Source organism: Asaia sp. W19, from assembly GCF_003994335.1.
Taxonomy (GTDB): Bacteria; Pseudomonadota; Alphaproteobacteria; order Acetobacterales; family Acetobacteraceae; genus Asaia.
In genome coordinates this window covers 1-26,688 of record NZ_PNQZ01000066.1, presented here as the reverse complement: position 1 = coordinate 26,688, position 26,688 = coordinate 1, and the positions used below count along the sequence as shown (strand labels likewise).

The window sequence follows — 26,688 nt, the reverse complement described above, 5'->3', positions numbered from 1 at the left end:
TTGCCGAGATCTATTTCCATCACTCCGAATAAGTAGCGCTTTCTCTATTAAACGTATCCGGAAGCCCGTCCAGCTTGCTGTGGCATTTACATAAAAAATTAGGGGCAGGCCTCCAATAACTGCCTCAAAAACTCTTAAAGCGTGAGATTGACCCTTCCATAGTAGTACCCGCCGGTCATCGGCACTTGGGAGGAGAACGTATCATAAGGATTGCCACCCAGCTGATTGAGCTCCGCAGGCAGTTTTCTGGGACGAATATTGAAGATATTATTGGCACCGACCGCAATGTGCCAGCGTGGTGAAATCCGGTAACCGACTTCAAGGTCGGTGAGCCAGCGCGGCGTATTCTTGAATTGGGCGAAGCATGTGCTGGATTGCTGTAACTGCTTGCCGTCAATCGGGCAGATCGCAGCGGTTGGGGTCCAGTCCTGATACGTCATCATACCGACAGTCTCACCGTACCGGGTCTGCCTCAAATTCACGTCCCAGTCCCCCAGGGTCCAATAGGCATTCAGGATGATCTTGCTGCGTGGAAAACCAGTCGTGAGATAGGCAATATTTTGAGCATTCAGGAGGGGTGAGCCGCTCGATGACATTCCGTTATGCGTGAGCCGTGTTCTGTTGAGGTCGAGCGCCATAGACAGTGTGACATTGCCGTATCGGTGCATGCGCAGCATGTAGTCTGCCTTGATATCCAACCCCTGTGTCCGGGTGCTGGCCCCGTTGGTAAAGTAGTAGGTCTGGACTGCATTTTCGGAAAGTTGGGTCAGGGCAGGCAATGAAACGCCAAGGCTGGACAAAGCCGCGATCGCCGTCGGTCCTGTCACATTCCCGCCCTGAACGACGCGATCACGGATATTGATCTGATACACGTCAGTTTCGATATGAAACCCGTCGATCGGCTCCAGTACAATGCCTCCACTCGCACTGGTCGAACGCTCTGGCTTCAGCGGCGACGCCCCTGTGGCTCGTGCAGCTTCCGAAGAGACAGGCAGCAAGCCAAGCACCGAGGTCGGACCGACATTGATCGCACTATAGTGCTGCTCCGCCATTGTGGGCGCCCGGAAGCCGTTGCTGATCGTCGCGCGTACTCCAATACGGCGCGTGAAATCATACCGTGTCGATACCTTGCCATTCTCGGTATTGCCGACATCGGTGTAATGCTCGAACCGGCCGGCGAAATCGAGATCCCAGTTCTTCAGAGGATGGAAATCCCCGTCCAGATAACCTGCCCATATGTCACGGTCCCATTTCCCGGCATCCTGTGGAGTCAAGCCGGCCAGCGCGGATGTGCCCCCGTATTCGTAGGAAGCCGGCTCTCCAGCGAGAATGGTATATTGCTCAAGACGATGCTCGCCACCGAAAGCCACAGTCACAGGCACGGCATTCGCGATACGGAAATTACGCCTGAAATCCAGGTTGTTCGTCCATTGCGCCATACGAAAATTCGAAGCCCGCACCGTCGTAGGCGTGTATCCTGTCGCCGCATACATATTGGGGTTGGTCGTGTTCTGTACCGTGATCTTGTCGAGATCCTCACCCCAGGTCGTGCTCAGATCCCAGTCAAACCCGAAGACATGGCCACCCTTCAGTCCCAGCGTAGCCGCGTAATCATTCTCATCAATGGTCTCAAGAGGGGAGTACCCGTAGGGGAACACGACCGGATTGCTCGCGCTGGTACCAGACGGCACGCGATAATTTTCATAGGCCTCGGCATGACGATGCGCGTAGGTAACCTGTCCGTAAAAAGACAGATCTTCGGTAATATCCTTGCCAAAATTGATCCCGAGATTTTCGCGTGTCTCCTCGGGTGTACTCATGATCTTGTTCGAATTTTTCGGCACTTTGACCGAGCCGGTATAGAGCTCATTTGCAGCGCCCGCCGGCACGTAGCCAGCAAGGCGGTTATCAACGGTATTCGTTACGAAATGATCGGTGTGGTAAATCTGCGCGCCGATATGCAGGAACCCATCCTTGCCCAGCTTCGTCCCGCCATCGGCATTCAGCTGATATTGCCAACCGTCACCATTATAGGCATTCGCGCCCGTCTGTGCGCTCATGGAGGCGCCGTGGTCCTGCTTCTTGGTAATGATATTCACGACACCCGCAATGGCGTCCGACCCGTACATCGCCGCCGCGCCGTCCTCGAGAATCTCGATATGATCGATCATGTTCGAAGGAAGCATGTTCAGATCGACAGGCGTCGCACCGAAGTTCGGACCGGCATCGGCATTGATATTGGCGGTGGTGTGACGACGCTTGCCATCGACCAGCACCAGAACCTCGTTCGGGTTGAGACCACGCATACGGATAAACGATGTCAATGCCCCAGCATCATTGCCCATCGTGCTGATATTGATAGACGGATAGGTGCGCGTCAGTGCGTCAGCAAGATTGAGCATCCCCGAACGACGCAGCGTCGCCGAAGATAGAACGGTAATAGGGCTTGTGCTTTGTCGCGCCTTGCGATTTGTGGAATGCGTGCCGGTTACGATCAGCGCTTCCTCACCGCCACTGACTGGCTTGCGGATCTGAGCGGCTTTCCTTGCCTTTGCACCATGACCGTTCTTGCTCGTTGCATGAGACGGTTCCTTACGCACCTCCTTGCCGGATGCCTTCACCTCCGGGGAAGATTGTGCCTGAGCCAGATTGCCCCACAGGCCAACCGACAGGATCGTTGAGTATAGCGCAAGCTTTCTGATCTTCATGGTCGGCTCCATATCCCGCAGATGCGCGGCCTATTATCGGTTTCCAGGAATACGGGGGCTGTGCCCCAAATCGGCGCGCGCCCAGGGGCGCGTTTGAAAGCGAGGAAAAGTCTCACTGAAGGAGACGCGACAGCGCCAACGCGACGACCTCTGTGGCGCGGCGCAAGTCATCAAGAACCACGTGCTCATTGGCGCGGTGACCATTGGCCTCACGCGGATCTCTCGGGCCAGCGCCATACAAGACAGTGGGAATGCCGGCTTTGGCGTAGAGGCGGGCATCCGTAAAAAGAGGCATGCCGGACGCCGGTATCAGTTCACCCAGAACACTCTGACCGGCGTCCTGAAGCGCCTCAACGAGAGGGGTCTGGCCAGCAGACGGCACGAGTGGATCTGCCAGAAGATGGCGCTCGATCTGGCAGGGGACTCCGCCTGCGGTGTCCAGGATCAGTGTCCTGAGATCGGCTTCGACCAGGGCGGGATCTTCATCCGGGAGGATACGTCGCTCAAGACGAAACTGCGCCATTTCAGGCACGATATTGGCTGCGACCCCGCCAGAGATGACGCCAATTACCAGAGTGGGCGTATCTATTTTTTCGACAGCGGAACGAATGTTGGAAAGTCCGTCTCGATATTGATAAAGGGCCTGCATGATCCGGGTGCATGCTTCGATCGCATCCTGACCGGTTTCAGGCCAGGCCGAATGGGCTGCCACGCCAGCGAGCCTTACATCAAGCTGCAAGCTGCCATTATGAGCAATCATCACATCGTAGGTGAAGCCTGCGCTGATAACATAGTCGGGGCGGGTTATTCCCTGATCGAGCAGCCATCCTGGGCCAAGATGACCACCGGTCTCCTCGTCATAGGTAAGGTGAACCTCGACCTGCCCGTTGAGGCCATTCCCGCGTTCAGCAAGGGCTCTCAATGCAAAGATGTAGGTGGAGAAATCGGATTTTGATACCGCAGCGCCCCGGCCGAACAGGCGCCCTTCGATAATCGTGCCACCATAGGGATCACACGTCCAGCCGCCACCCGGCGGCACGACATCGCCATGGGCATTCAAGGCTAAAACCGGACCTTTACCATCACCAAACATCCGGCGGATGACGAGGTTGGTCACGCTCAGCATCCCGTGCTGGCGCACAACTGCCTCAGGGACCGGATGACGCTCCACCTCGAAGCCCATGGTCTCAAGCAGGATAGCCGTATGGGCCGCATGCGGGGCGCAGTCGCCTGCCGGATTGTCGGAAGCAACACGAACCAGCTCCTGCAGGAACGGAACCTGCTCCCGCTCAAAATTCCGCTCGATGACACTGATCAGTTCAGCAGACAAATCCTGCCTGTCATTTTGGGCCAGTTTGCGCACCGCAGCTCCCCTCGACCTCTTGTCCTCATTTGATATTCGATTTGTATACAATGAGAGTTCGATGAGGAAGCGAAATATTACGATTCCGTGTATTTTTCTGTGAAACGGGGTCCATCCAGCAATCATGCTAGGGAATGGCGCGCCTCAGGTGAAATGCAGGCACAGGCACAGGTCACGCCTGGACAAAAGCTCATCTGAAAGGCAGGCGCTGCTTACCGGAGCAGCTCGGAAGATGTATGTGTCAGGAACGACCGCGCCCTCACGGAACAGCGACCCGCAAAAAAGGCCTCGGCGCTGCAATCATCGAGAATCTGGCCGCGATCGACGAAGATAATCCGTGTCGCGACCTGTCGGGCGAAGCCCATTTCATGGGTGACGCACATCATCGTCATGCCATCATTCGCGAGCTCCGTCATAACCTGCAACACCTCCTGGACCATCTCCGGATCGAGCGCAGAGGTGGGTTCGTCGAAAAGCAGGATTTCAGGCTGCATGGCCAAAGCCCGCGCGATGGCGGCGCGCTGCTGCTGTCCGCCGGAAAGGGCGCTGGGGTATTTTCTTGCATGCTCGCCCAGCCCCACGCGCTTTAGCAGAGACTGCGCGACCATCCTGTTTTCGTCACGCCCACGGTTGAGAACCAGTTTCGGCGCCAGAAGGATATTGTCCTCGATTGTCAAATGCGAAAAAAGCTCAAAACTCTGGAACACCATTCCAACTTTGCGGCGCAATTCGGTCATGGGTCGTGTTCCGGGTGCGACGACGATACCTGCGGCAGTAATCTGACCGGCGTCGAAGTTTTCCATCGCATTGATGCATTTGATGAGTGTCGATTTACCCGAACCCGAGGGGCCACATACAACAACGACTTCGCCTCGGCCGATAATTGCCGAGCAAGATTGCAACACAGGGAAATCGCCGTAGGATTTGGAAACCTTGTCCAGCGTGATCATGAAATATTGCTCCTGAAACGATCAGGCGAAAACGGGGTAAGGTCGAGTCCTGTGTCTTTTCCCAGCACGAGATCGCATGCGGCTTGCCCCATGAGCGGCGCAAGGGTGACGCCATTGGCCGTTACGGCCGAGCAGAATCCCGGCCTATCGCATTGCACCCCGATAATAGGTGCGCCATCGATATCGATGTTCATCGCCCCCCAGCTTCTGACAACCCGGACGCCGGAAAGAGCTGGCAGCAGGCGAAGCGCTACCCAGAGATTTCCCTCGAGACTGGCGCGCGAGGGACGAGGATGACCATGTATCGGATCTATCCCGGCACTCCAGCCGCCTCCAATCAGCAACGATCCGTTTTTCGCCTGCTTGAGTGTCAGATGCCGACTGGCATGCGCGAGAAGCGAGGACACGACAGGCGCCACGGGCTCGGTGACGATCATCTGCAGGGGGGCGCCATAGACCGGAAGAGACTGACCAAGCATACCGGCGATATCACCGGCATAGGCTCCGGCTGCATTGATCACTGCCCCGACCGACCAGCCCTCGTTATCCATATCGATTTCGAAACCGTTGGAAACCTGCTTCAGACCCCGGACACGCTGGCCCTCCTCAATCGTGACATCGCGCTCCCGGAGCAGCCGCGCCAGAGCTAGGGTGGCTGCCAGGGGATTGATCTTGCCTTCTTCGAGACAATAGGCTCCGCCCTGAAAACCCTCCCTGAGTTTTGGTTCGATGACACGCAATTGCTGGGCGTCCACCATGCTGCACGCAATACCCAGTTGCTGCTCTATCGCGACCTTTCGTCTCAAACGGGCCATATCAGCATCAGTCTCGGCAATCACCAGACCACCGCAGACACTCAATTCGATATCGCGATCAAATTCGGGCCTGAGGGCCTGCCATAGCGCAATCGAACGCCGTTGCAGATCCAGTGTTCTCGCCTGCAAGGAAACACCGCCCCCTTCCTCAGCAGGATCGAACGCCATGAGCTGGGCGTGAAGGCTGCCCGCATTTCCCCCTGATGCAAGAGCGCCCAATCGTGATTTTTCCAGCACAACCACTTTCTGCCCCGCCTGGGCCAAAGCACGGGCGGCGAACAAGCCAACGAGACCGCCACCGATGACGGCCACATCGGCGACACGATGGCGGGTCTTGTCGATCGGGCGCGGGGATGGTCTCCCTCGCTGGGTCTCGACACGACGATGCCCCCGCCATTCGGGCTTCTGACGCGCCAATGCCCCTATTGGAACAGGTCGAAGCGGTATTTGTGGGGCGGTAAAAGCCTGCACGTCCTCCGGCTGGGGCAGGAACTGCATCAACGTGGCCTGACAGAAACGTCCCTGACATCGGCCCATGCCAGCGCGCGTTGCCCGCTTTATCGCGGCAAGATCAGACAGGTGATCGCGCTCGATCCGCTCGATGACCGTTTTGGCTGTCACACACTCGCAGCGACAAACGATCGTATGTCCGGTGGACCGTGAGAGGACGATATCCGGCTCATAGAGCTTCCAGAGCGTGGATTGGAAGCGCGCAGCCACAGCATAACGAAGCCTCGCCAGGGAGCGACGTACAAGTCGGGACGCTATGTCCCTTATCGAGCTTCCCTGATGCGGTGTCAGAAGGCGATCTGCGCAGAGCACCCCCTGAGCCTGGGCGAGAGTCGCTCCGCCGAAACTCCCTGCCTCGCCAATAATCGAGATATCTTCCTGCTCCGTCCGGCCATCATGACGGCGGCCGGTCTCAGGATGCGTCCCGAAACGCGTGGAGATCCGCGTCCTGCAGCCCAGAAGTCGCGCGAGTTCACTGGCGGGAAGAAACCCGTCACCAAGTGCACAGAGACGCGCCTCCACCCATTTTTCACTGCCGTCCTTCCCCCGAATGCAGACACGTTGCAAGGAGCCTTTACCGTCAAATGCCGAAGCAGCGCTCGCCCATAAAATCGCAACCCCCGCTCGCCGGAGGGCCAAAAGATGCCGTGCCCCGGTCAGGGCCAGACGTGGCGACCATATGAAGGCCAGAACCATCTGGCGCAGTCGACGCCAGGGTGGCGGTGCAGCCTCCACCACGCTAATCTGCGTCTCCCCATGCGCCAGATATTCTGCCGCCAGTTGCAGATTGAGCGGACCATTACCCGCAATGACGAGCGGCCCCTTTGGCCTTACCTCATAACCACGCCCGAATGTTTGCATGGCCCCGGTGGTCATCACACCAGGCAAGGTCCAGCCGGGGCGCGCTCTCGGCGCTTCCTGCGCGCCTGTCGCGATAACCAGATGGGAAGGCCGGATGTAAAAGGCCTGGCCTGCCTTTATTGCACCTAGCACCAGGCCATCTGTTTCACGTGCAGCGCTCCAGACCATGGTATCGCCCAGATAACGGGCGCCACTATGTACCATTTCCTCAATCAGCATACTTCCGCGCTTCGCTTGAGCGTCGCCCTGGGCAGCGGCAACAGCGTTTTGCTTGAAATACTGACCGCCCGGAAGATGCCGCTCATCAACAAGGAGAACGTCGCGCCCGCCTCTGGCGAGTTCACGCGCCACCACCAGTCCGGCTGGGCCGGCCCCGACGATCAGAATATCGCACCCTATCTCTTCAAGCGGCGCTTCATCTGACATCCCGTGATTGTCGGGACGCATTGCTTCGGATCGCTGGGGCTCCTGTGACGACACGCCAGGCGCATTCTCGTCAACGGGAAGGGCGAGCGCACGCCTGACATTCATGCCCGGCGCGACCTCGGTGAGACACCCACGCTGCGGCATACCGCCATCAATCGAAAGCAGGCATTCCTGGCAGGCGCCTATGCCGCAAAAGGCACCGCGCTTCGTGCCGTCGGACGCCGTACGATGGTCCAGCACACCCGCTGAAAGGAGGGCTGCACTCACTGTCTGACCGCGCTGTGCGGTAATCAGACGGCCCTCGAACGTGAAATCTAGCATCGCATGCCCCTATCGAGCATCTTGTGAGAGATCGATGGCAATGCCTTTCTGACCTACCGACACGCTCTTCTCCCGGCGGTACGGACGCTCAGCATAGATTTCCAGGCGCCTTTGAAGAGCGTCCCAGGCGGTTGTCATCGCCAGATAGTAGAGGGCTGCCACCGAGAAAAGCTCGAGCACCATGAACCGATCCTGCACAAGGATCTGTGCCCGCTGCATGAGTTCCTCCATGGAAATCACGGAAGTAACACTCGTCGTCTTGAGCAGGCTGTTCACAGAGTTGCCAAGTGGCGGGATGATCAGTCTGAATGCCTGCGGAAATGTCACCGTCCTGGCGATCTGCCTTTCACTCAGGCCCAAGGCACGCGCTGCAGCAATTTGCCCCTTGGGGACTGCATTCAGCCCCGCCCGGATGATCTCGGCAAGATAGGCCCCCTCGTTGAGGGTCAACCCGATGATGGAGCAACTCAAGACGCTCAGGCGGATATCAAGCTTTGGCAGACCGGCATAGATAACCACCAGCTGTACAAGCAGCGGCGTCCCTCTGAAAAACCAGACATAAAGTCGCGCTGGCGCCGAGAGCCACAAAACGGGTGAGCGCTTCATCAGCGCCAGTACAAGACCAAGCACAAAGCCAAGGATGATCGCAATCAGCGTCATACCTATCGTGATCAGCGCGCCACGGAAAAGATAGCCGCTTTCGAGATAGGAGAAAAAACCTTGCCAATTCCAGACCTGCATGAGGGGCTCCTTATCGGCTTCTGCTGGCGGCCATATCGGGGCCGATCGCCATGATCACATGATCGAACGGCGCGACGCCGTAGGGCGCCATCAGACGAAGCAGCTCGCCATTCACGCGCATATGTTCGAGCACGGTTGCCGCGAGACGTGCCAATCCGGGATCGCGAAAGGCCAGAGTGACAGGCGTCGGAAACAACCCGCGCAATATAGGCTTTACGCCGCCCTGCTCTGCATTGCGCTGCGCAACCGCGTCTATCGACAGGACGGCAGCAACCTGTCCGGCCCGTAGCGCAGCAAAAGCAATGCCAACGTTCTGGAACGTCTTGATATCGAGCCCTGCCCGCCCTGATTTCCGCAGAGATTCATCGGTGGCGCGGGCCTGAGCCTCCTCCATCCCCCCCATCTCGACACCCACGGAGTGCCCGGAAAGTGCAGCGATATCCTGTATCCTGCTCGTATCATCGACCTGCATCGACACACTGATCGCCTGCAGCTCGTAGGGCACCATTGTCATGAGCGTCGCGCGATAGCGTGTGAAAAACATACCGGTGTCGATGACATCCCAACGCTTTTCGAGCAGCCCGAGCGTGAGCTGGGCGAAGGATGCCCGGTGATAGACCGCTCGCAGGCATAGTTTTCTCGCCAGGGCGCTACCCAGATCGATACGCAATCCGGCAAGCACCCCGGAGGGCTCCACATATTGGAGTGGCGGCAAGGTGGGATTTGTCGCGAGGGCCAGTTCTCCCGGCCTGACCAACCCATCAAGCACCGGGCAGGAGTCATGACGGCTGGCGTTACCATCGTCGGGTAGATGGCCAGAAGCAGTCGCGCTATCGATCTCGGCCTCCCCCCCTCTTGTCGGACGCGCTCTGTCCGGAACGAGTTCCGACGAAAAACCGCAAGGTGCCCCGATAGCTGCTACCCAAAGGAAAAAGGCCGCGCAGATAAATCCCCTCCCCCGCATCTCAGACCGGGCCCTCAAACCTGAGATCGAGATCACGCACGATTTCGCCCGCCCTGAGGCGCGCCATCTCCGGGAGGGGGAGACGCGGCGCCCGGGGAAGACCAACATCGAGGCCCATCATTCCCAGCAGCGCCTTGCTACCCGCAACATACCCCTGTCCGCCAACAAGCTGGATCAGGGGGAGGTAGCGATGATAGAGAGCTTTGGCCTGCGCGATGTCGCGATATTCGTCACAAAGGCGGAAGATCTCGCTCATGGCGTGCGGCGCGACGTTTGAGGCAACGGCCACCCAGCCCACTGCCCCTTCGAGGAAACTTTCATATCCCATAATCCCGCCGAAGACGGCCATGTCATCGCCGCACAGGCGCTGGATGTCGCGTATACGCGTGACATCCATTGTCGATTCCTTGATCATGCGGCAATTGGCGAGGGTCGAAAGCCGTGCGACCAGCTCGGGGCGCAGATCGACATTGGCTGTCGCTGGGTTGTTGTAGAGCATGATCGGCAAGCCGATAGCCTCGGAAACGAGGCGATAATGCGCGAAGATTTCGTCATCGGTCGGGGTGGAATAAAATGGCGGGATGATCATGACGCCATCTGCGCCCAGCGTTTCAGCCTCGCGGCTGTATCGGATGACATCGTGCGTGTTTTCAGCGCCTGTTCCGATCAGAACGGGAACGCGACCATCTGCCTGCTCGATAACGGTACGGGCAACGAGATGACGCTCCTCGTCGGTAAGGGACAGAAATTCACCCGTTGAACCAAGCGGAATCAGACCAGCAATACCCTGCGCAATCTGCCATTCGGTAAAACGACGCAGGACAGACAGATCCACCTGACCCTCTTGATCAAAAGGCGTAATCATCACCGTATAAGTGCCGCGAAATTTCATGATTTTACTCTCAATTGAAAATGATGTCCCCCGACCTTCAAAGCGGTCAGGCCATGTTGTCCTGGGCGTCCTGTGAATTCATGAAACGCGCAATCGGATGATCGGGGGTGGCGGCGTCAGCGCTATCAGCGGCATGGATCACCCTTCCCTCTTGCAGAAGAATGATGCGGCTCGACACGCTGCGCACAGCCTGCATGGCATGTGAAACCTGAATGATTGTCATGCCCTCAGCGGCCAGGTCCTGCATCAGATGCCCGACTTCGCGCACACGCGCCGGATCAAGAGCCGATGTCGGCTCATCCAGCAGGAGCAAGGCAGGGCGCTGCATCAGGGCACGGGCAATCGCGACGCGCTGCTTCTGCCCCCCTGAGAGTTCGCGCGGGGACAACTTGGCCTTGTCCTCGATTCCGAGCCTTTCAAGGAGCGTTCGCGCCTCTTTTTCGGCTTCGTCGCCAGGCCGCTTATGCACCAGCGTGGGTGCCAGGGTCAGGTTACGCAGGACCGACATGTGATCGAACAGACCGAAATTCTGAAACACGATTGCGGCCTTGTGTCTCAAAGAGGCGGCAGCCTTGGGCGCCGAGAGGTCGATCCTGCGTCCGTCGACGGTAACCGTGCCCGACTGAGCGCCCTGCAGCCCGATCAAGGCGCGCAGCATGGTTGTCTTGCCCGAACCCGATGGCCCAATCAGGCTGACGATTTCCCCACGGCCGGCCTGAAAGCCCACATCGCCGAGGATCTCCTTACAACCCTTTCGAACAGAAACATTGCTTACATCAAGATAGGGCAAGACGCTTCTCCAGAGCACGACTCAGCCGCGTCAGCGGATAGGACAAGGCGAAGTATAGTGAGAGGACGACAATAAAGACGGGTGTCGCTGGCAAGCCGCGACTTGAAAGGATCACACCCGCCTGGCTGAGTTCCACGACACCAATCTGGGAAGCCAGCGCCGTATCCTTGATAAAGAGCACGAGATAGCCAATTGCCGGCGGGAGAATGGCCCTCATGGCTTGCGGCAGAACCACATGGCGCCAGCGCGCCCAGACAGGAAGGTCGAGAGCGAGTGCGGAATCGAATTGCTCAGGGCCGACAGTGCGAATACCGCCCAGGATGATTTCCGAGAGATAGGCCGAGGCGATCAGGCCAATGGCCCCTATTGCCACGCCCATTGCCCCGATATCGGCACCCAATGCACCAGCGAGAAAGAAAAGGCCATAAAGCGTCACGATGAAGGGAATCCGACGCATGATCTGCACATAGGCTGCACCGACCAGCCCAAGGCCCGGGAGCCATCTCACAGTCGACAGACGCATGGCGGTCAGGGCAATACCCCCAGCCACCCCAAGCAAACCGCCTCCCAGTGAGAGAATGGCCGTACGCAGAACAGCGTGTTCGAAAAGGGCGATATCATAGACCGAGAAAACCATCAGACCCTGCGCTCCAAGAGGTGATGGAAAAGCGCAAGAAGCCCCCCAAGGACGAAGGACAGGATGATATAAAGGCCTGCGGTAACGCTCATTACTTCGACGATACGAAAGCTTGAGGTGCCAATATCGTACGCACGCCCGGTCAGATCCTCCACGCCAAAAATGGAGGCCATCGAGGAGCCGAGGATCATGATCTGGAAGTGGTTCGAAAGCGCCGGATACATGGCCCTTCCGGCATGAGGAAGAAGAACACGGGTCCAAATCTGAAAACGGTTCATCCCAAGCGTGAGCGCAGCGTCATGATAAGCATGCGGAACGGTTCGCAGACCAGTTGCCAGAATTTCTGCGAGGTATGCCGCAGCATTGAGCGCCATGCCCGTCAGTACGGAAATGAAAGGCGATACCGTCATGCCGAATAACGGCAGTGAATAAAACAGCGCAAAGATCTGGGACAATTGCGGCGTATTCGTCAGGGCCGTCCCGTAGATAACGCTCAGCCGTTTCACCGGACCACGCCCATCGACGCGCATGATCACCAGCACCACCGCCAGAAGCAGACCCAGAGCAAAGGAAATGCCCGCGAGCAGCATTGTCGTACCAACACCTCCAAGCAGGAAAGGCAGCTTCAGCATGACAGGATGAAAATCGAGGCCGCTCATTCTGAATGCGTATCCGCACCGAACCAGCGCTTGTCGATGGAACGCAATGCGCCACTCCTGCGCATCGCCTCAATGATCCTGTTGACCTCTGCGATGAGTTCGCGGTCTCGCGGATTCATCCCGATACCGTCCTCTCCGGCCGACGGCGCAAACCCCCTCTCTATGCGCCAGGGGGAGCGAGGATCTTGGGGAACAAGATGCCCGACATAGTCAATGACATCGACCAGTGCATCCCCCCGGCCCTGAGCGAGGGCGCGCATCGCATCCTCATATGTATCAAGAGCGAGCATTGCCGCTCTGGGCGCCTGTGCCCGCATAAAGGAAACGGCGGTGGAGCCACGCACCTCAACCAGACGAAAACGGCCCGTAGTGAGATCGGCAAAATGCTGCACCGGAGAAAAACCCGGCATGATGGCCGCGAATGACTCCCGATAGAGAGGCGCGGAAAACGCGATGACGGCCTCACGATCGGCGGTCCGTGTCAGCCCACCGAGCACGACATCCACCTTACCCGTCAGAAGATAGAGAATACGCCCACTTGAAGTCACCGTGACGAAGCGCGGCTCTACCCTGAGTTCGCGAGCGAGGTACGAGCCGACATCGAGATCGTAACCCACAAGGCGATTGTGATCATCATAACCAGCCAATGGGGGCAATCCGGGCTCCACCCCTATATTCAGATGCCCGCTCGCTCGTATCGCGTCGAGATCACGGGCCTGCGCCATCCCGGGACCAAAAGCACAAGACCCGAGGAGACTCAGGAAGAGAACAGCCGCGCGCGCAGCGACGCCACGCCTGAACAAGGCACGACACCTATTCAACCCGGCATCGCACCTGACGCTCTGCGCTGCCTTGTCCGTGAGGCTGCTCATAAGATGATTTCCTGCCCCGATGCGAGTTTACTCTTGCGGATTCCCCGCCCCTCATCTAATCGCAATATACGCTTTGTATACGATAATAAACCCGTTTCTGAGATTCTCTATCAAAACGTTCTGATAAGGAAATATCGTGACCCTGGTGCGTCTCACTTTCAAGGGCAAGAAGCTCGAAGCCTATAAAGGGGAGCCTCTGACGGCTGCGCTGATCAGGGCTGGATATCTTGCCCTTGGACAGAGCCGAATGCCGGGTCAGGGCCAGCGTGGTACGCGCGGGGCTTTTTGCTTCATGGGTGTTTGTCAGGAGTGCCGTGTCATCGTTGATGGCAAGCCTGCACAGGCCTGCCGCACCTTTGTTGAAACCGACATGCAGGTTCTTCCCTATGACCGCCTCTGAGCCCAGACCCGATATCGCGGTTGCAGGCGCCGGGGTCTCCGGGACCACCTGCGCGGTGGCACTCTCTCGATACGGGTTTGCCGTCACGCTCATAGATGATCAGCCCGATGCAGGCGGACAGGTTTTCAGGGCCCCATCACCCTATGCCAGAGAAAGAATCCGTGCGGACCAGGAACGGAGAAAGGGCGACAGGATACGTGAGCATCTTGCTGCTTCCGGGGTCGACCATCGTCGTGCTACGCGCATATGGGGGCTGACGGGGCGATTTGATCTCGATCTGCTTGGCCCCGATGGCATGGCTCAGCTCCGAGCCGAGCGACTGGTTATCGCCAACGGCGCTGTTGAGCGTTTCCTTCCTGCACCGGGCTGGACGACACCGCGGGTTATCGGCCTTGCAGGTGCAAGCATTCTCCTGAGAGGGGGTGGGACGCTCCCCGGTCGGAGTATCGTCCTGGCTGGATCCGGGCCGCTGCTCTTTTCGGTCGCCCACCAGGTGCTTGCGCTTGGCGGCAAGGTCGCGGCCATTGTGTCGTCTGCAGGGGTGGGGGAATGGATCGAACTCGGTACGAAATTGTATCGCGACGCCGAGCGTCTGCTGGAAGCCACGCGATGGATGGCGCAGATCACCGCTGCCCGCATCCCTATCCATTACAATGCCCGCATCTCGGATATCCAGAATCTGGAAGATGGGGTTCTCGTGACAATCTGCCCCAAGGATCGCAGGAAATCCTCCTCGACCGTGAATGCCAGCATACTGGCCTATGGCGATGGCCTGAAGCCCACAACGCTCCTCTCGAGAGCAGCCGGAGCTCGGCATGAATACGATCCGTCAGGAGATTACTTCAAACCGGTCACTGATACGGCGGGGCGCACCGATATCACTAACCTCTATGTGACAGGCGATGCAGCCGGGATAGAGGGCGCGGAGGCTTCACGGCTCAGAGGACTTGTCACCGCCCATGCCATCGCGCTTGATACCGGGCGTATAACCAAGGCCGAATTCGACTCATTGGCGGCGCCGGCGCTTCGACGCCTGCAAAAACTGGCCGCGATTTCCGTCACGATGCGCCGCCTGATGCGGTCCGGTCATGACTGCGCTCTTGCCATACCGGATACAACGATCCTGTGTCGCTGCGAACAGGTCATGGCCTCGGCTGTACGCCAGGCCATCGCGGCAGGGGCAAGAGATGTCAATCAGGTCAAGGCGTGGACACGCTGCGGCATGGGCCCCTGCCAGGGGCGCTCCTGCGAGGACGGGCTGCGTCAGATCCTGATGGAGTCCGGGGATATATCCCCGCAGGACACCGGAATCCTCACGGCAAGAACCCCGTTTTTCCCGCTTCCACTGAGTACGATTTCGGGAGAGTTCGTTTATGACGATATCCCGCTTCCGAAGGCGGCGCCATTATGAGCGTGACCATCGGAACCGCCCCCGAACGCTACGACACCGTTGTCATTGGCGCGGGCGTCATGGGCGCAACAACAGCGTTATTCCTTGCCCAGGCAGGCATGAAGGTGGCGCTCGTGGATCGGGGAGTGCTCTTTCGCGCTGCCTCGGGAATCAACGCAGGCACGCTGACCCTGCATATGACCCGCGCTCAACTGATACCCCACGCCATCAGGGGGCGGGAGATGTGGCTCGACGCGGAGCGTTGGCTTGGCGAGCCGGTAGGCGCTGTTTCCACTCACGGACTGTCCTTGGCCTTCACCGAGGCTGAGGAAGCCCTGCTGCGAGCGCGTGCGCATGTCAGGTCGGAAGCGGGCGCACCAATCGATGTTATTTCTGCCCGGAAAGCCCTGGAAATCGAACCTGGACTGAATCCGGGACTACGTGCTGCGGCGTCATGCGCTTTGGACGGCCATATCCCGTCCTATCGCGTCGGGGCAGCCTATGCACGCGCACTGAAACGAGGAGGCGTCACCCTGCTTGAACACAGCGAGGTGGAGCGGATCGTTACGGGTGACGGGAGCGATCACGCGATCTATCTGCGTGAGCGCGCCCATCCTGTTCGTGCCGGGCGCATCGTGGCGAGCGGAGGTGCCTGGCTCGAGAAAATGCTTCGCTGGATGGGTTTTCCCATCCCCATACGCTGTCTGTTCAACCAGCTCGTCGTCACTGAGCCCATGAGCAAGGTGATGGGCAGCGTCATCAGCATCGCCAACGGCCTGCTCTCGCTGAAGCAATTCACCAACGGAAGTGTTCTCATCGGCGGTGGTTGGCAGGGAGAAGGTACGCTTGAAGCAGGAGGGACGCGCGTCATACCCGAAAACCTGCGCGGCAATGTGAGATTGGCCCAGCATGTCATTCCCGCGCTCAGAAACGCCATGGTGCTCAGGGTCTGGCTCGGGCAGGAGGCGGAAACACCTGACGCTATGCCCCTGATCGGCGCGCTTGGTACGGACGATAGTCGGTTCGTCATCGGCTCCGTCCATTCCGGTTTTACCAGCGGCCCGTATATGGCCCGCCTTCTGGCAGACCGGATCCTCGGGGGCGCCCCCGACCTACGGGCATTTGACCCGTGTCGTTTCACTCCCCCACCGCCGACAAAGGCCGGCTCTCTGCCTCCTCAATCTCTCCTGACAGGATCGTCATGACGTCTTTCGAAACGGCCTCTCATTTCAGGGGGATCTATGCCGCGACCCTCGTACCTTTTGATGAGACAGGGAGTATCGAGTTTTCCTTGCTGCGCGCTCATCTGCGCTCCTGCACGGCAACAGACGAGATCAGCGGCATTCTCTGCAACGGGCATGCAGGCGAAAACCATCTGCTTGCCCGGAAAGAAAAGAAACAGATCATACAGGTTGCACGCGAGACGCTTGGAGAGAGACGTCTGATCGTGAGCGGGATTCTGGCCGAAGATACGGCAGAGGCTTGTCTCCATGCGCAGGACGCTATTGATGCCGGGGCAGATGCCCTTCTCGTCTTTCCCCCGTTTTCATGGGCGGTGGCGCAGGACGATGCCGCAATTATCGCGCATCACGAGGCCATATGCGCCGCGTCATCGGTGCCGGTCATGCTGTATCAATCCTCCATTGGCAGTGGCGGCATGGCCTATAGCCTTCCCTTGCTCGAAACCCTTCTCGGCCTGCCTGGCGTCATTGCGGTCAAGGAAGGCAGTTGGGAGACCAATGCCTATGACCGCCACAGGAGACTGGCCGCGCGGGTTGCACCGCATGTGCAGATCATGGCCTCGGGAGATGAGCATCTTCTTCCCTGTTTTGCGATCGGCACGACAGGAAGTCTCGTCAGCCTCGCTGCCATACTGCCACGGTCCATATGCCGGCTCTGGAATGCCGTCGAGCGCGGCGATATGGCAAAAGCCCGTACGATCCATGAAGCGATCCAGCCGCTCGCCAACCTGATCTATGGCAAGGCACCGTCCAGCAGGGCCACGTTGCGGCTCAAAGCATGCCTCGTCATGATGGGAGAATGGAGCGCCTGCCGCACCAGACGACCTTCTGATATCCTCTCTTCCAATGAATGGCTGGTTCTTCAGCACGCGCTGGAAGCCGCAATGAAAGTGGAAGAAGAGGCATGAGTGAGTACCGGGTTGCTGAACGCGAGCAGAATCTTGCAGAGCTGGCCTACACCCAGATCAGACAGATGATTCTCGAGAAAAAACTGCCGGGTGGCACCTCCGTCGTTGAGGGCAGACTGGCCGATCACCTCGAGATCTCGCGGACACCGGTACGCGAGGCGCTTATGCGCCTGGCCGCGGAAGACCTTCTGGTCAAACAGGGCTCACGCTCGTTTGCCGTACGCAATGTCTCTGCCGCCGAGTTCTTCCAGGGCATCCATATTCGAGAAATCCTCGAAAGCGAAGCCATTGCGCTTTCCTTTGATCGGCTCGACCGGAATATGCTCGGATCGCTGCGCGCGGAAGTTGTGGAGCTGGGAGAGACACCCGAGCAAACTGCTGCGCAATGGCAGCTCGACGACCGCATTCATCTCCTTTTTCCCAAGACAACCGGAAATGGCGTGATGGTACGTACGATCGACTCCCTGCGCACGCTTACGAGACTTTGCGAGGTTTCATACCCGCTTGGTCGTGTGCCCGCCTCGACTGTTGAACATCTCGCCATTCTCGATGCCTTGCTGGAGGGGGATGTGAATGCTGCCCGGCAGGCCATGGTCACGCATCTGCGCAATGTCGCTGCAGATTGCATGGAAATTCTACGCGGCGGCTAACGTCCTCCGCCCTCGAAGGAGCTTGCAATGACCCGCTACGACCTCGTTATCAAGAACGGCCTGATTGTTACCGCCACCGACCGTTTCAGGGCCGATATCGGCATAAGCGGGGAGAAAATCGCCGCGTTGGGACATCATCTCCATGGCGACAAAGAAGTCGATGCAACAGGCTTGCTCGTGATGCCTGGAGGCGTCGACGGGCATTGCCATATTGAGCAAGATGAGGCGGATGGCACCGTTCATGAGGACGGTTTCGCCTCGGCCACCGGCTCGGCGCTGCTCGGTGGAACCACTACAGTTGTGTGTTTCTCAGCCCATTTGCCCGGCAAAGGCCTTAAGGAGCAGTTCCTGGCTTATCGCGATAAAGGCCACGCATCGCGCTGTGACTATGCCATTCATCAAATCATCACGCGCACCGATCGGGAAACGTTGGAGACGGGCATACCTGAAGTCGTGGCACTGGGCGCGGCAGGCCTGAAGGTATTCATGACGTATGACGCGTTTCATCTTGCAGATGATCAGGTCCTGCAGGTGCTTTCTGCCGCACTTCCTTACGACGTGATCATCTCCCTCCACTGCGAGAATTATGAGGCGATACGCTTTCTGGTGTCCCAGCATCTAGCTGAGGGTAAAATCCACGCCCACAGCCACGCAACATCGCGGCCAGTGAGTGTCGAACGCGAGGCCACATCCCGAGCCATTGCTCTGAGCGAAGTTACCGGTCAACCGATACAGATATTTCATGTTTCGAGCCCGGAAGTCGCAGCAGAGATTGCCCGTGCGCGCGATCGCGGAGTGCAGGTAGCGGCAGAAACATGCACGCATTATCTGACCCTGACCGAAGATGAGCTCAAACGCGAAGGGTTCGAGGGGGCAAAATTCATATGCAGCCCCCCCTTGCGGAGCGCCGTAGAACGCGAGGGTATGTGGGGCGCTTTGCGTGACGGCACGATCTCAGTCGTCTCTTCCGATCACTGTGGCTATACTTATGAAGGCTCCTCAGGCAAGGCGCGCTACGGGCGGAATGCCGATTTTTCCAAAATACCAAATGGTATGCCGGGACTTGGGACGCGCCTACCTGTTCTGTTCGATGCGGCCATAACCAGAGATCGGATCGATCTGACAGATTTCGTCCGCGTTACTGCCACAAATCCTGCGAAACGCTACGGATTATATCCTAGAAAAGGAACGATCGCGCCGGGCTCAGACGCGGACCTGGTTTTATGGGATCCTGCCATTCGCAAAACGATCTCACCGGAGCTGTTTGAGAGTGCCATCGATTACACGCCCTATGACGGCAGAGAGGTGACAGGGTGGCCGGTCGCCACCTATCTCCGCGGACGCTTGGCCATGGGGAATGGTGTGCTCCATTCCATTCCAGGAGACGGACTGTATCTAGCGCGTGCTGGAAGATCACATGCGTGATCGAGACAGGCACGAGCGAGGTGTGATACCCCATCCCGATAAAGGCAATGTTGGGGACGCCCTCACCTACGTCCATTGCTCGGCTTCTTTGAATGCTGCCCGAGCAACAAGCTCGGAAGCCGGAGCGAGCGATATCACGCTCTCCAATGAGCCGGGGGTGGTCAAATTTGAAATCTCTCTCAGCCTGCTCGAGAGCGAATTGAAACGTCTCGGTCTCGACATTCAGTCACGGATCCACGTCATGGTCGAGATTGTAAATTCGGACGAGGGATGCGCCACGAAGCTTCGTAAGCGGTCTCGTCTATCTTGGCTGGCAGAAGAGCAGGAGACTTATATCGATCCTTATGTCACCACACGATGAGAACGACCTCATGTCGTCTTCACTTGTCTGCCGGCACTTTCCTTCTGCGGGATTTTCTATGAGATTTTTTTTGCAACAGTTCGAACCCATCTGAGCCATGCGCCGAACCTGTGCAATTTTATCAAGCGCCGTGCAGAGGGTCATTATATGTGATCATCAATGATTTTGCCTCCCTCTCGACTTTCGATCTCAGAGAGGACGTCTCAGCATTTCCACCGGCGACGTCGCATCAATCGTGGCGTGGTGGGTGCGAGCGATGAGAACGCCCCCTAATCAGCTACAAACGGCACCTACCTTCTTATGAGAAGATCGCCTTCGGTAGCCCAGCTCTGGATCGTTTCTTGCGACAGCAGTTGCACGACAAGCTGCTGCGTGGCGTTAGCGTCCAGGTGTTGCATAGAGCCAATGAAGACAACCGAGCCCTTTAAGAGTCACTTTTCAGCGCCTTACCAACGAGCCCTATCGAATTGGAAACATGTCGAGTCCTGAAGTCGCCAGTTCCAACGCATGATCGATATCCCCACCACCTATCGATCACCCTAAGCATATTTTGTGATTTATAGAGGAGCCATCAATCGCTCATACAACTCGAGATCACATGTCAGATCGGTACAATGATTCACCCGACCATGACGAGCACATTACAAGCCACGAGCACCTTCGAAATCAGCTCTTGCCTCCCCGGATTGTTTACCCAAGAATGGGAATAGGAAGAAACAGGAAAAAGCGCGTAGACAGAAAGATACCTCAAATCACTGGGAATAGCTATGTAGACCAATTGCGGTATTGATGTTAGGCATCCATAGTTTTCTCAAATGTTCTATCGTAATTGATAGTTTTTTTTGCTTTCGCGACGTCAGACCGGGATTATCCCGGAATCGTTCTGAGAATGGGATATTTTAAAACTGCGCCCCATCGAGTTCGCTTACCACTCTCGCTGGGACGGGCCCAAGGATATCCAGCCTCTTCTGGGGCAGTCCGAGGCCTCCCCCGCACTTGGTAAGTCAGCTAGCGACGTTCCCAAAAGTTCCTATTTGAGCCGCCTGAGATCCAATTAGCTCTGTGTAAGTAGGATAACGGGCGAGCAGACAGATATGACGCGGGGTGACCTGACGGATCAGCAATCGGCGCTGATTAGTCCGCCTCTGCCATCTAAACGAAGGCTTTAGGCTGAACATGGCATGTGGGACGCCTTCCTCCAAGCTACGATAGATTGAGGACTGTGTGATGACTGGCAGCGCATGATCCATGCGACGCTGTAGCCTATGCCTATTCGCGAGCCACAGGCCCAAAAGGTGGGCTTGCTCGGAGGGTTGGGGTCGATCACGCAGCGGCTTTATCAGCACGATCCACCCCGGATGTGGCAATTAGGGACGTCCTTTCGGGTCTGTCTTCACAGAGGGGCGGGTTTCAGACTACACAGCCGCAGCTGCCTCGATGACCGTACCAGTTCCATAGCCCAGGGAAAGCTGGGCTATGGAACTGGTAACGGTTTCCGTAAGTATCAGATGATCCAAGACCTCTTTACGATGATTCCATTGCGATAAAGCTGCACCTCGTGACGACAAGAATGCCTTGTTCTTCGTCGGTTTCCTCAATCCGCCGCGACAAGGCGTTGGCTTGTTTTTTGTTAACACGAGCTAGACACGGATCAGGAAACGAATCTCGTCCAGATGCCGGAAATCAGCAGGATTAGGCTTTTTGAGGACGCAGGGCGCCGACGGGGACGAAGACGAATTTCAGACTACATCGATGGATTGCCGCCTAAGAGACGACAATGGCCCGATCGAGGAGCATTTTCCCAATAGAAAAAGGCTCAGTGGGACACTGAAATGCAGCCACACCGTGTAGCGATCAACTAAGCGGAAATCGGTACCGTTCGTAGTCGACTGAAGACGCGCTTGTCGTCGAGATCTGCCGTGCTGCCGTTAACGTGACCTAAATATGAATTTGTGTCTTACAGAGATAAAAAGCGACGCAGTGTAGCCCGTGAAAATAGTATAGGCCAATATCGTCAGTACAATCACCGACCCGAGAGCGAAAAGTTTTGGTAGAAATATCCACGTCTATTTCAATTTCATTTGGGCTATTAAACGACTTCTGCATTGCAGTCTTTGCTTTGAAAAAGGCCTCTTTCGAGCAGAAAAGAGCGGTCTTGACCTTCTCCTGCTCAGGATATGGCAGAGACTCCACGAACTCTATTTCGCGCTTGGAAAACAATAGATCTAAAATTCCGTCCTCAATATGCCCCACGATTTCGGTATCGATCCCAATATTCTCGTAGTCTCTCGCGGATGCGCCCGCGGCTAAAGCCATTTTCCTTGAATGCGTAATCGTCCCCACTAGCCCTCTTGGCCATACAGGAGCACCGGAGGCGGAAATGCCTAGATTTGCATCGTACCGACCCAACATCGAGCAGATCGCTCTCGCGCAAGCTCGGCCTGCAGCAAATTCTAGCCTGCGCCTGGCCGATACGCGTTGCAGTGATAAAGCGTCCGTCTGCGAAAGCGGATAGTGACCAGCTTCGAGATCCGCTTTTGCAACGATCACATTCGTAGGCAGGCAATCGCACCATGCGCGCGTTAGTTCTACCAACTCAGTAATCCAGGCGTCGAATTGCTGAGCACAGAAGGTATAAAGATAGAATGGCTTGGCAAGCGTACGAAGATACCTCGACAATAGACAATGATACGAAAGACAAACCAGAAATGGTAGATTGGAACGCAAGCAGCGCGCCGAAGAGAAACATCTGCGAGGCCGCTGCACCGAAAGACAATCCAGATCTTCCAAGCGCTTGCAGCGCGTTGGAGACCACCATGGAAATACCTAACGGGACAAAGCTGAGGCATTTTATTTTCATATACGTTATTGCATATTTTTCTATATTTTCATCTGCAGAGATGGCATTGATAAACATATATCCCAGAAATATGATCAATATCATCCCGATACACATCAATATAGACGTAATAATAATGCCATAATTTATAGATTTTAAAATGTTTTCTTTGTGCTTAATTCCATGATTTTGCCCAATAATCGGTGCTGTCGCAAAAGCTGCGGAAAGAGCCGGCCAGAACAACAACTGCAATGTTCTTGATCCTATTCCGAGACCGGCCTGAGCATCGGCTCCATAAGGACTCACTAGTGAGTATATAATCGCACCAACAACAAACATGATCAAAATCTCGCCTGACGCCGGGATGCCAGCGCGAGAAATGGAAAACACTGTTTCTCTCGACGGGATCTGTACGAGCGATATCAAGGAGTCATGACCGCGGACATATAATGCAAACAATATCGCCAAGCCAACTATATTGGAAACAGAGCTGGCAATAGCGGTTCCGACAACACCTAACGGATAGGAGATCAGCCATCCGAAGGTCAGACAGGGCGCAAGGACAATGTTGATGACGATCATCACCAATAGAGCACCGACGGGTGCGCTTAGCATACCGCTTGCTCTGAAAAAAGCGCTCATAGCAGCGATCGGCAGAGGGAGCACAAGAGCGGGAAGGAAAAACAAAAGATACTGTTTGGATAGTGCATCGACATGACTGTCGGTTGCAATCGCCTTCAAATACGTGCCTGAACATAGAGCGATCAGTACCAGATAGGCGACCATGATGATTAACGAAAAGTTCAGAGCATCTGCCGCGGCTTTCAGAAATCCTGCCTTATCCTTGCTGCCGATAATAGGAGCGAGGCAGGCAATCCCGCCAGAAGAGAAGACCTGCGAAAACACCGAAGTGAGAAGCAACAGTGTAAAAACTGCAGAGACAGCGGCAACATCCTGCGCGCTGAAATAGGAAACGCAATACGTGTCTACCACCAGGCAGAGCGACTGAAACACAATGCCCAGGAAAATTGCAGGACATGATTTCAGCAGATGGCCTAAGATCGGGCCATCTGTGTAATCTACCGTCTGGAGTCTCTTCTTATGCCCCTGCATCCCTTTACCCGAGATACTTTCGGATGAGGCGCCGGATTTCGCGTCCATTCGCAGGCGAGAGCATATCGAAATGGTCCATATCGGTCTCGATGACCTCGAAAGCACTGCACACGAAGGGCTTCCAGAGTTTGTTCGGCAAGTCTCCATGACTGGGTAATGACTGTCTCGACTGCACAAACACGCAATCGGCCTGCACGGGCCGAGGATTGTGTCCAATCAGGAGTGCAACGCAATTTTGATAGACATTATTCACCCGAACCATAATCTCATGATCGATATTATCGAGACCATATCGCTTTGCGATATCAATAATCTCCGTGTCGGCGCGCGTACCCATCTCCCTCTTGTTGATCTCGCCGTAATACCCGTCAAGCATTATCAGATGGGCCACCTCCCGTCCTTGCGATTCTAGGGCTTCGCATATTGCATGTGCGGCGACGGCGCCGAACGACCAGCCCAAGATATAGTAGGGACCACTCGGCTGCTTGCTTGTGATTTGATCGACATAATCCGCTACCAGCTCCATCATGGTCGCGGGAAGACACTCGCCGTCTTCAAGACCGCGGGCCTGGATAGCGTAGATGGCCCTGTGCTCACATTTATCACCGACTTTATCGTCGACGAGATTCCGGAATGGCCAAACAAGTCCAGCGCCTCCGTGAATACAGAATAGGGGCTCTCGATCTCCTCCAGCCTTGATTAGGGTGAGGCTACCTCCGTCGATATTTTCGATTTTCTCCATGGCGGTAGCGAGTGCGCAGACGGTGGGGGCCTCGAAGATGATGCGTATGGGCAGGCTGACGGAGAAAATAGTGCGGATCCGGCTGATGAGGCGCGTCGCCAGCAGGGAGTGACCGCCGAGATCGAAGAAGCTCGTATCGATATCCACGCTCTCGCGATCGAGAAGCTCGGCAAACAGCGAACACAGCACGGCCTCACGCGGCGTGCGGGGCGCGCGTCCGATCTGCACGGCCGTACAGTCCGGAACCGGCAAGGCCTTTCTGTCGAGCTTGCCATTCGTCGTCAGCGGCAGGGCATCGAGCGCGACAATGGCGCTCGGCACCATGTAGTCGGGCAGTTCATGCGCCAGCGTATTGCGCAGCGCAGCGCTGTCGGGAACATGCCCCGGCTCCGGCACCACATAGGCAACCAGACGCGGATCGTCCTTCCTGTCCTCGCGCAGGATGACCGCCGCCGCACGCAGGCCGGGCTGTTCCTGCAGCCTTGTCTCGATCTCGCCCGGCTCCACACGAAAGCCGCGGATCTTGATCTGGTGATCGATACGCCCAAGGAAGAGAATGGTCCCATCAGGCTGGTAACAGGCCAGATCGCCTGTGCGATAGAGCCTGCCACGACCATCCGCGCAGAAGGGATCGGCGATGAAGCGCTCCGCCGTCAGTTCGGGCTGGTTGAGATAGCCACGCGCCACACCATGACCGCCAATATGCAGCTCTCCTGATACACCGGGCGGCACGGGATGGCCCGCAGGATCGAGAATATAGAGCTGCGTATTCGCAATCGGACGACCGATCGGCACAGAATGCAAACCCGTTATGTCACGCGGACACTCCCAGTGCGTGACATAAACAGTTGTTTCGGTCGGGCCGTAAATGTTGATAACTGTGGACTGACTTACTTCATGAACACGCGTGATAACATCCGCACCGAGAGCTTCCCCCCCAAAAAACAGATATTGGAGAGAATTATTGAATTCCAGGCCAAAATCGATTTTGAATAGTGCCTGAGGAAGAAGCGTATGCGTGATTTTCTCGCGAATCATGAAATGCCAGAGTGTTTCGATGCTTTGTCGCTGCTCCTGGGTAATGAGACAAAGTTCTGCACCTGCGGTGAGCGCCATAACGATTTCGAATATGCTGGCATCGAAACTGCATGACGAGAACTGCAGAACACGGCTACGGCAGGTGGCGGCGAAATCACGCTTTTGCGCAACGTGCAAAGCCACGGCGTTGACATGCTCGACCGCAACCCCCTTTGGCTGCCCTGTGGAGCCGGAGGTGTAGATGATATAGGCGAGGTTGCGGCTGGTCAGTCCCAGACGGTGGCGATCAGGATTGCCTGCCTCCCGGGCCTGCCAGGGTGTGACGGGCGCGCAGACATTGCACAGGATGGTATCGTGTGCTGCCCAGTCCCCCAGTGCGGCAAGTCCCGAGGCATCGTGCAGCAGGACCGCCGGGCGCGCATCGTCAAGAACACGCTGCAGGCGGCCCGAGGCATAGGACGGATCAAGCGGCAGATAGGCCCCGCCCGCCTTGAGGATCGCAAGAAGCGCAATCATCATCTCGGGCGAGCGGTCCAGACAGACCGCAACCGGCATGTCAGGCCCGATACCCAGCGCGATCAGATGATGCGCCAGACGGTTGGCCCGGATATTGAGCTCCGCATAGCTGAGCGTATGCCCCTCAAAGCTCACCGCCGGTGCATCCGGTGTCATCGCCACCTGCTGCTCGATCAACTCATGCAGGCACAGCGTGTCAGGATACGACATCGCCGTGTCGTTCCACGAAACAAGAACCTTCTCCCTCTCCTCGGGCAGCAGGATATCCAGCCCCCCTACCAGCGCATCCGGCTTCAGAACGAGGCTCTGCAGGATCATGCAGAAGCGTTCGGCCATGGCACTGACCGTGCTGCGCTCGAACAGATCCGTATCGAACTCGATCTCACCTCCAAGACCGCCATCATGATCCGTCAGGCTGAACGTCAGGTCGAATTTGGCGCTCGCTGTCCGGCCCCTGAGATAACCGACCTCCAGACCGGGCATATCGATCTGCGGCATTCACATATTGCCCAGCGCCAGCATGACCTGGAAAAGCGGGTGATGGTTTTGCGCCCGG

The 26,688-nt window shown here is 57.0% G+C and carries 21 protein-coding genes; 7 read left to right on the top strand and 14 right to left on the bottom strand.

Annotated features, from left to right (window positions below; genetic code table 11):
• Positions 1 to 134: 134 nt before the first annotated feature.
• The 11 genes from C0V97_RS13755 to C0V97_RS13705 all read right to left on the bottom strand — a co-directional run bounded on the left by C0V97_RS13755 (position 135) and on the right by C0V97_RS13705 (position 13,509).
• Positions 135 to 2,708 carry a TonB-dependent siderophore receptor gene (locus C0V97_RS13755; RefSeq protein WP_127103148.1) on the bottom strand — a complete coding sequence of 858 codons (2,574 nt, stop codon included), beginning with the start codon at positions 2,706 to 2,708 and terminating at the stop codon, positions 135 to 137.
• A gap of 112 nt (positions 2,709 to 2,820) precedes the next feature.
• Complete coding sequence (locus C0V97_RS13750) at positions 2,821 to 4,038, bottom strand: M20/M25/M40 family metallo-hydrolase (protein WP_233582177.1); 1,218 nt, start codon at positions 4,036 to 4,038, stop codon at positions 2,821 to 2,823.
• 245 nt (positions 4,039 to 4,283) lie between these two features.
• Complete coding sequence (locus C0V97_RS13745; RefSeq protein ID WP_127103146.1) at positions 4,284 to 5,021, bottom strand: amino acid ABC transporter ATP-binding protein; 738 nt, start codon at positions 5,019 to 5,021, stop codon at positions 4,284 to 4,286.
• Positions 5,018 to 7,954: an FAD-dependent oxidoreductase gene (locus C0V97_RS13740; RefSeq protein ID WP_127103145.1), complete on the bottom strand. Its 2,937-nt coding sequence runs from the start codon at positions 7,952 to 7,954 to the stop codon at positions 5,018 to 5,020. Before C0V97_RS13740 ends, C0V97_RS13745 begins: the two co-directional genes overlap by 4 nt.
• 9 nt (positions 7,955 to 7,963) lie before the next feature.
• A complete protein-coding gene (locus C0V97_RS13735) occupies positions 7,964 to 8,695 on the bottom strand; it encodes an amino acid ABC transporter permease (protein WP_127103144.1) in 732 nt (243 codons plus the stop codon).
• 10 nt (positions 8,696 to 8,705) lie between these two features.
• Positions 8,706 to 9,464: a transporter substrate-binding domain-containing protein gene (locus C0V97_RS13730; protein ID WP_233582176.1), complete on the bottom strand. Its 759-nt coding sequence runs from the start codon at positions 9,462 to 9,464 to the stop codon at positions 8,706 to 8,708.
• A gap of 196 nt (positions 9,465 to 9,660) precedes the next feature.
• On the bottom strand, positions 9,661 to 10,551 hold the full coding sequence (dapA, locus tag C0V97_RS13725; protein WP_127103142.1) for a 4-hydroxy-tetrahydrodipicolinate synthase: 891 nt from the start codon (positions 10,549 to 10,551) through the stop codon (positions 9,661 to 9,663).
• Between the two features lie 46 nt (positions 10,552 to 10,597).
• Positions 10,598 to 11,278, bottom strand: coding sequence for an amino acid ABC transporter ATP-binding protein (locus C0V97_RS13720; RefSeq protein WP_233582175.1), 681 nt, complete (start codon positions 11,276 to 11,278; stop codon positions 10,598 to 10,600).
• Positions 11,279 to 11,327: 49 nt separating this feature from the next.
• Positions 11,328 to 11,978 carry an amino acid ABC transporter permease gene (locus C0V97_RS13715; RefSeq protein WP_233582174.1) on the bottom strand — a complete coding sequence of 217 codons (651 nt, stop codon included), beginning with the start codon at positions 11,976 to 11,978 and terminating at the stop codon, positions 11,328 to 11,330.
• Positions 11,978 to 12,637 carry an amino acid ABC transporter permease gene (locus tag C0V97_RS13710; RefSeq protein ID WP_127103140.1) on the bottom strand — a complete coding sequence of 220 codons (660 nt, stop codon included), beginning with the start codon at positions 12,635 to 12,637 and terminating at the stop codon, positions 11,978 to 11,980. The genes C0V97_RS13715 and C0V97_RS13710 overlap by 1 nt, the downstream gene beginning before the upstream one ends.
• On the bottom strand, positions 12,634 to 13,509 hold the full coding sequence (locus C0V97_RS13705) for a transporter substrate-binding domain-containing protein (RefSeq protein WP_127103139.1): 876 nt from the start codon (positions 13,507 to 13,509) through the stop codon (positions 12,634 to 12,636). The genes C0V97_RS13710 and C0V97_RS13705 overlap by 4 nt, the downstream gene beginning before the upstream one ends.
• 136 nt (positions 13,510 to 13,645) lie before the next feature.
• Here C0V97_RS13705 and C0V97_RS13700 point away from each other — a divergent pair, with 136 nt between their 5' ends.
• Genes C0V97_RS13700 through C0V97_RS13670 form a run of 7 tightly spaced genes read left to right on the top strand, consistent with a single transcriptional unit; the run spans position 13,646 to position 19,884 of the window.
• Positions 13,646 to 13,909 carry a 2Fe-2S iron-sulfur cluster-binding protein gene (locus C0V97_RS13700; RefSeq protein WP_233582173.1) on the top strand — a complete coding sequence of 88 codons (264 nt, stop codon included), beginning with the start codon at positions 13,646 to 13,648 and terminating at the stop codon, positions 13,907 to 13,909.
• Positions 13,896 to 15,320, top strand: a complete 1,425-nt coding sequence (locus C0V97_RS13695) for an NAD(P)/FAD-dependent oxidoreductase (protein WP_127103138.1) — start codon at positions 13,896 to 13,898, stop codon at positions 15,318 to 15,320. The genes C0V97_RS13700 and C0V97_RS13695 overlap by 14 nt, the downstream gene beginning before the upstream one ends.
• Complete coding sequence (locus tag C0V97_RS13690; RefSeq protein WP_127103137.1) at positions 15,317 to 16,504, top strand: FAD-binding oxidoreductase; 1,188 nt, start codon at positions 15,317 to 15,319, stop codon at positions 16,502 to 16,504. The genes C0V97_RS13695 and C0V97_RS13690 overlap by 4 nt, the downstream gene beginning before the upstream one ends.
• A complete protein-coding gene (locus tag C0V97_RS13685) occupies positions 16,501 to 17,448 on the top strand; it encodes a dihydrodipicolinate synthase family protein (RefSeq protein WP_127103136.1) in 948 nt (315 codons plus the stop codon). Before C0V97_RS13690 ends, C0V97_RS13685 begins: the two co-directional genes overlap by 4 nt.
• Entirely contained in the window at positions 17,445 to 18,098 is a 654-nt protein-coding gene (locus tag C0V97_RS13680) for a GntR family transcriptional regulator (protein WP_127103135.1), read from the top strand. The genes C0V97_RS13685 and C0V97_RS13680 overlap by 4 nt, the downstream gene beginning before the upstream one ends.
• A gap of 27 nt (positions 18,099 to 18,125) precedes the next feature.
• A complete protein-coding gene (gene hydA / locus C0V97_RS13675) occupies positions 18,126 to 19,523 on the top strand; it encodes a dihydropyrimidinase (protein WP_127103134.1) in 1,398 nt (465 codons plus the stop codon).
• Positions 19,516 to 19,884: a hypothetical protein gene (locus tag C0V97_RS13670; RefSeq protein WP_127103133.1), complete on the top strand. Its 369-nt coding sequence runs from the start codon at positions 19,516 to 19,518 to the stop codon at positions 19,882 to 19,884. The genes hydA and C0V97_RS13670 overlap by 8 nt, the downstream gene beginning before the upstream one ends.
• 1,938 nt (positions 19,885 to 21,822) lie before the next feature.
• Here C0V97_RS13670 and C0V97_RS13665 read toward each other — a convergent pair.
• Genes C0V97_RS13665 through C0V97_RS13655 form a run of 3 tightly spaced genes read right to left on the bottom strand, consistent with a single transcriptional unit; the run spans position 21,823 to position 26,630 of the window.
• Positions 21,823 to 22,479, bottom strand: coding sequence for a 4'-phosphopantetheinyl transferase (locus tag C0V97_RS13665; protein ID WP_127103132.1), 657 nt, complete (start codon positions 22,477 to 22,479; stop codon positions 21,823 to 21,825).
• Position 22,480: 1 nt separating this feature from the next.
• Positions 22,481 to 23,884 carry an MATE family efflux transporter gene (locus tag C0V97_RS13660; RefSeq protein ID WP_158625424.1) on the bottom strand — a complete coding sequence of 468 codons (1,404 nt, stop codon included), beginning with the start codon at positions 23,882 to 23,884 and terminating at the stop codon, positions 22,481 to 22,483.
• Positions 23,841 to 26,630, bottom strand: a complete 2,790-nt coding sequence (locus C0V97_RS13655) for a non-ribosomal peptide synthetase (protein WP_127103130.1) — start codon at positions 26,628 to 26,630, stop codon at positions 23,841 to 23,843. The genes C0V97_RS13660 and C0V97_RS13655 overlap by 44 nt, the downstream gene beginning before the upstream one ends.
• Positions 26,631 to 26,688: the final 58 nt, after the last annotated feature.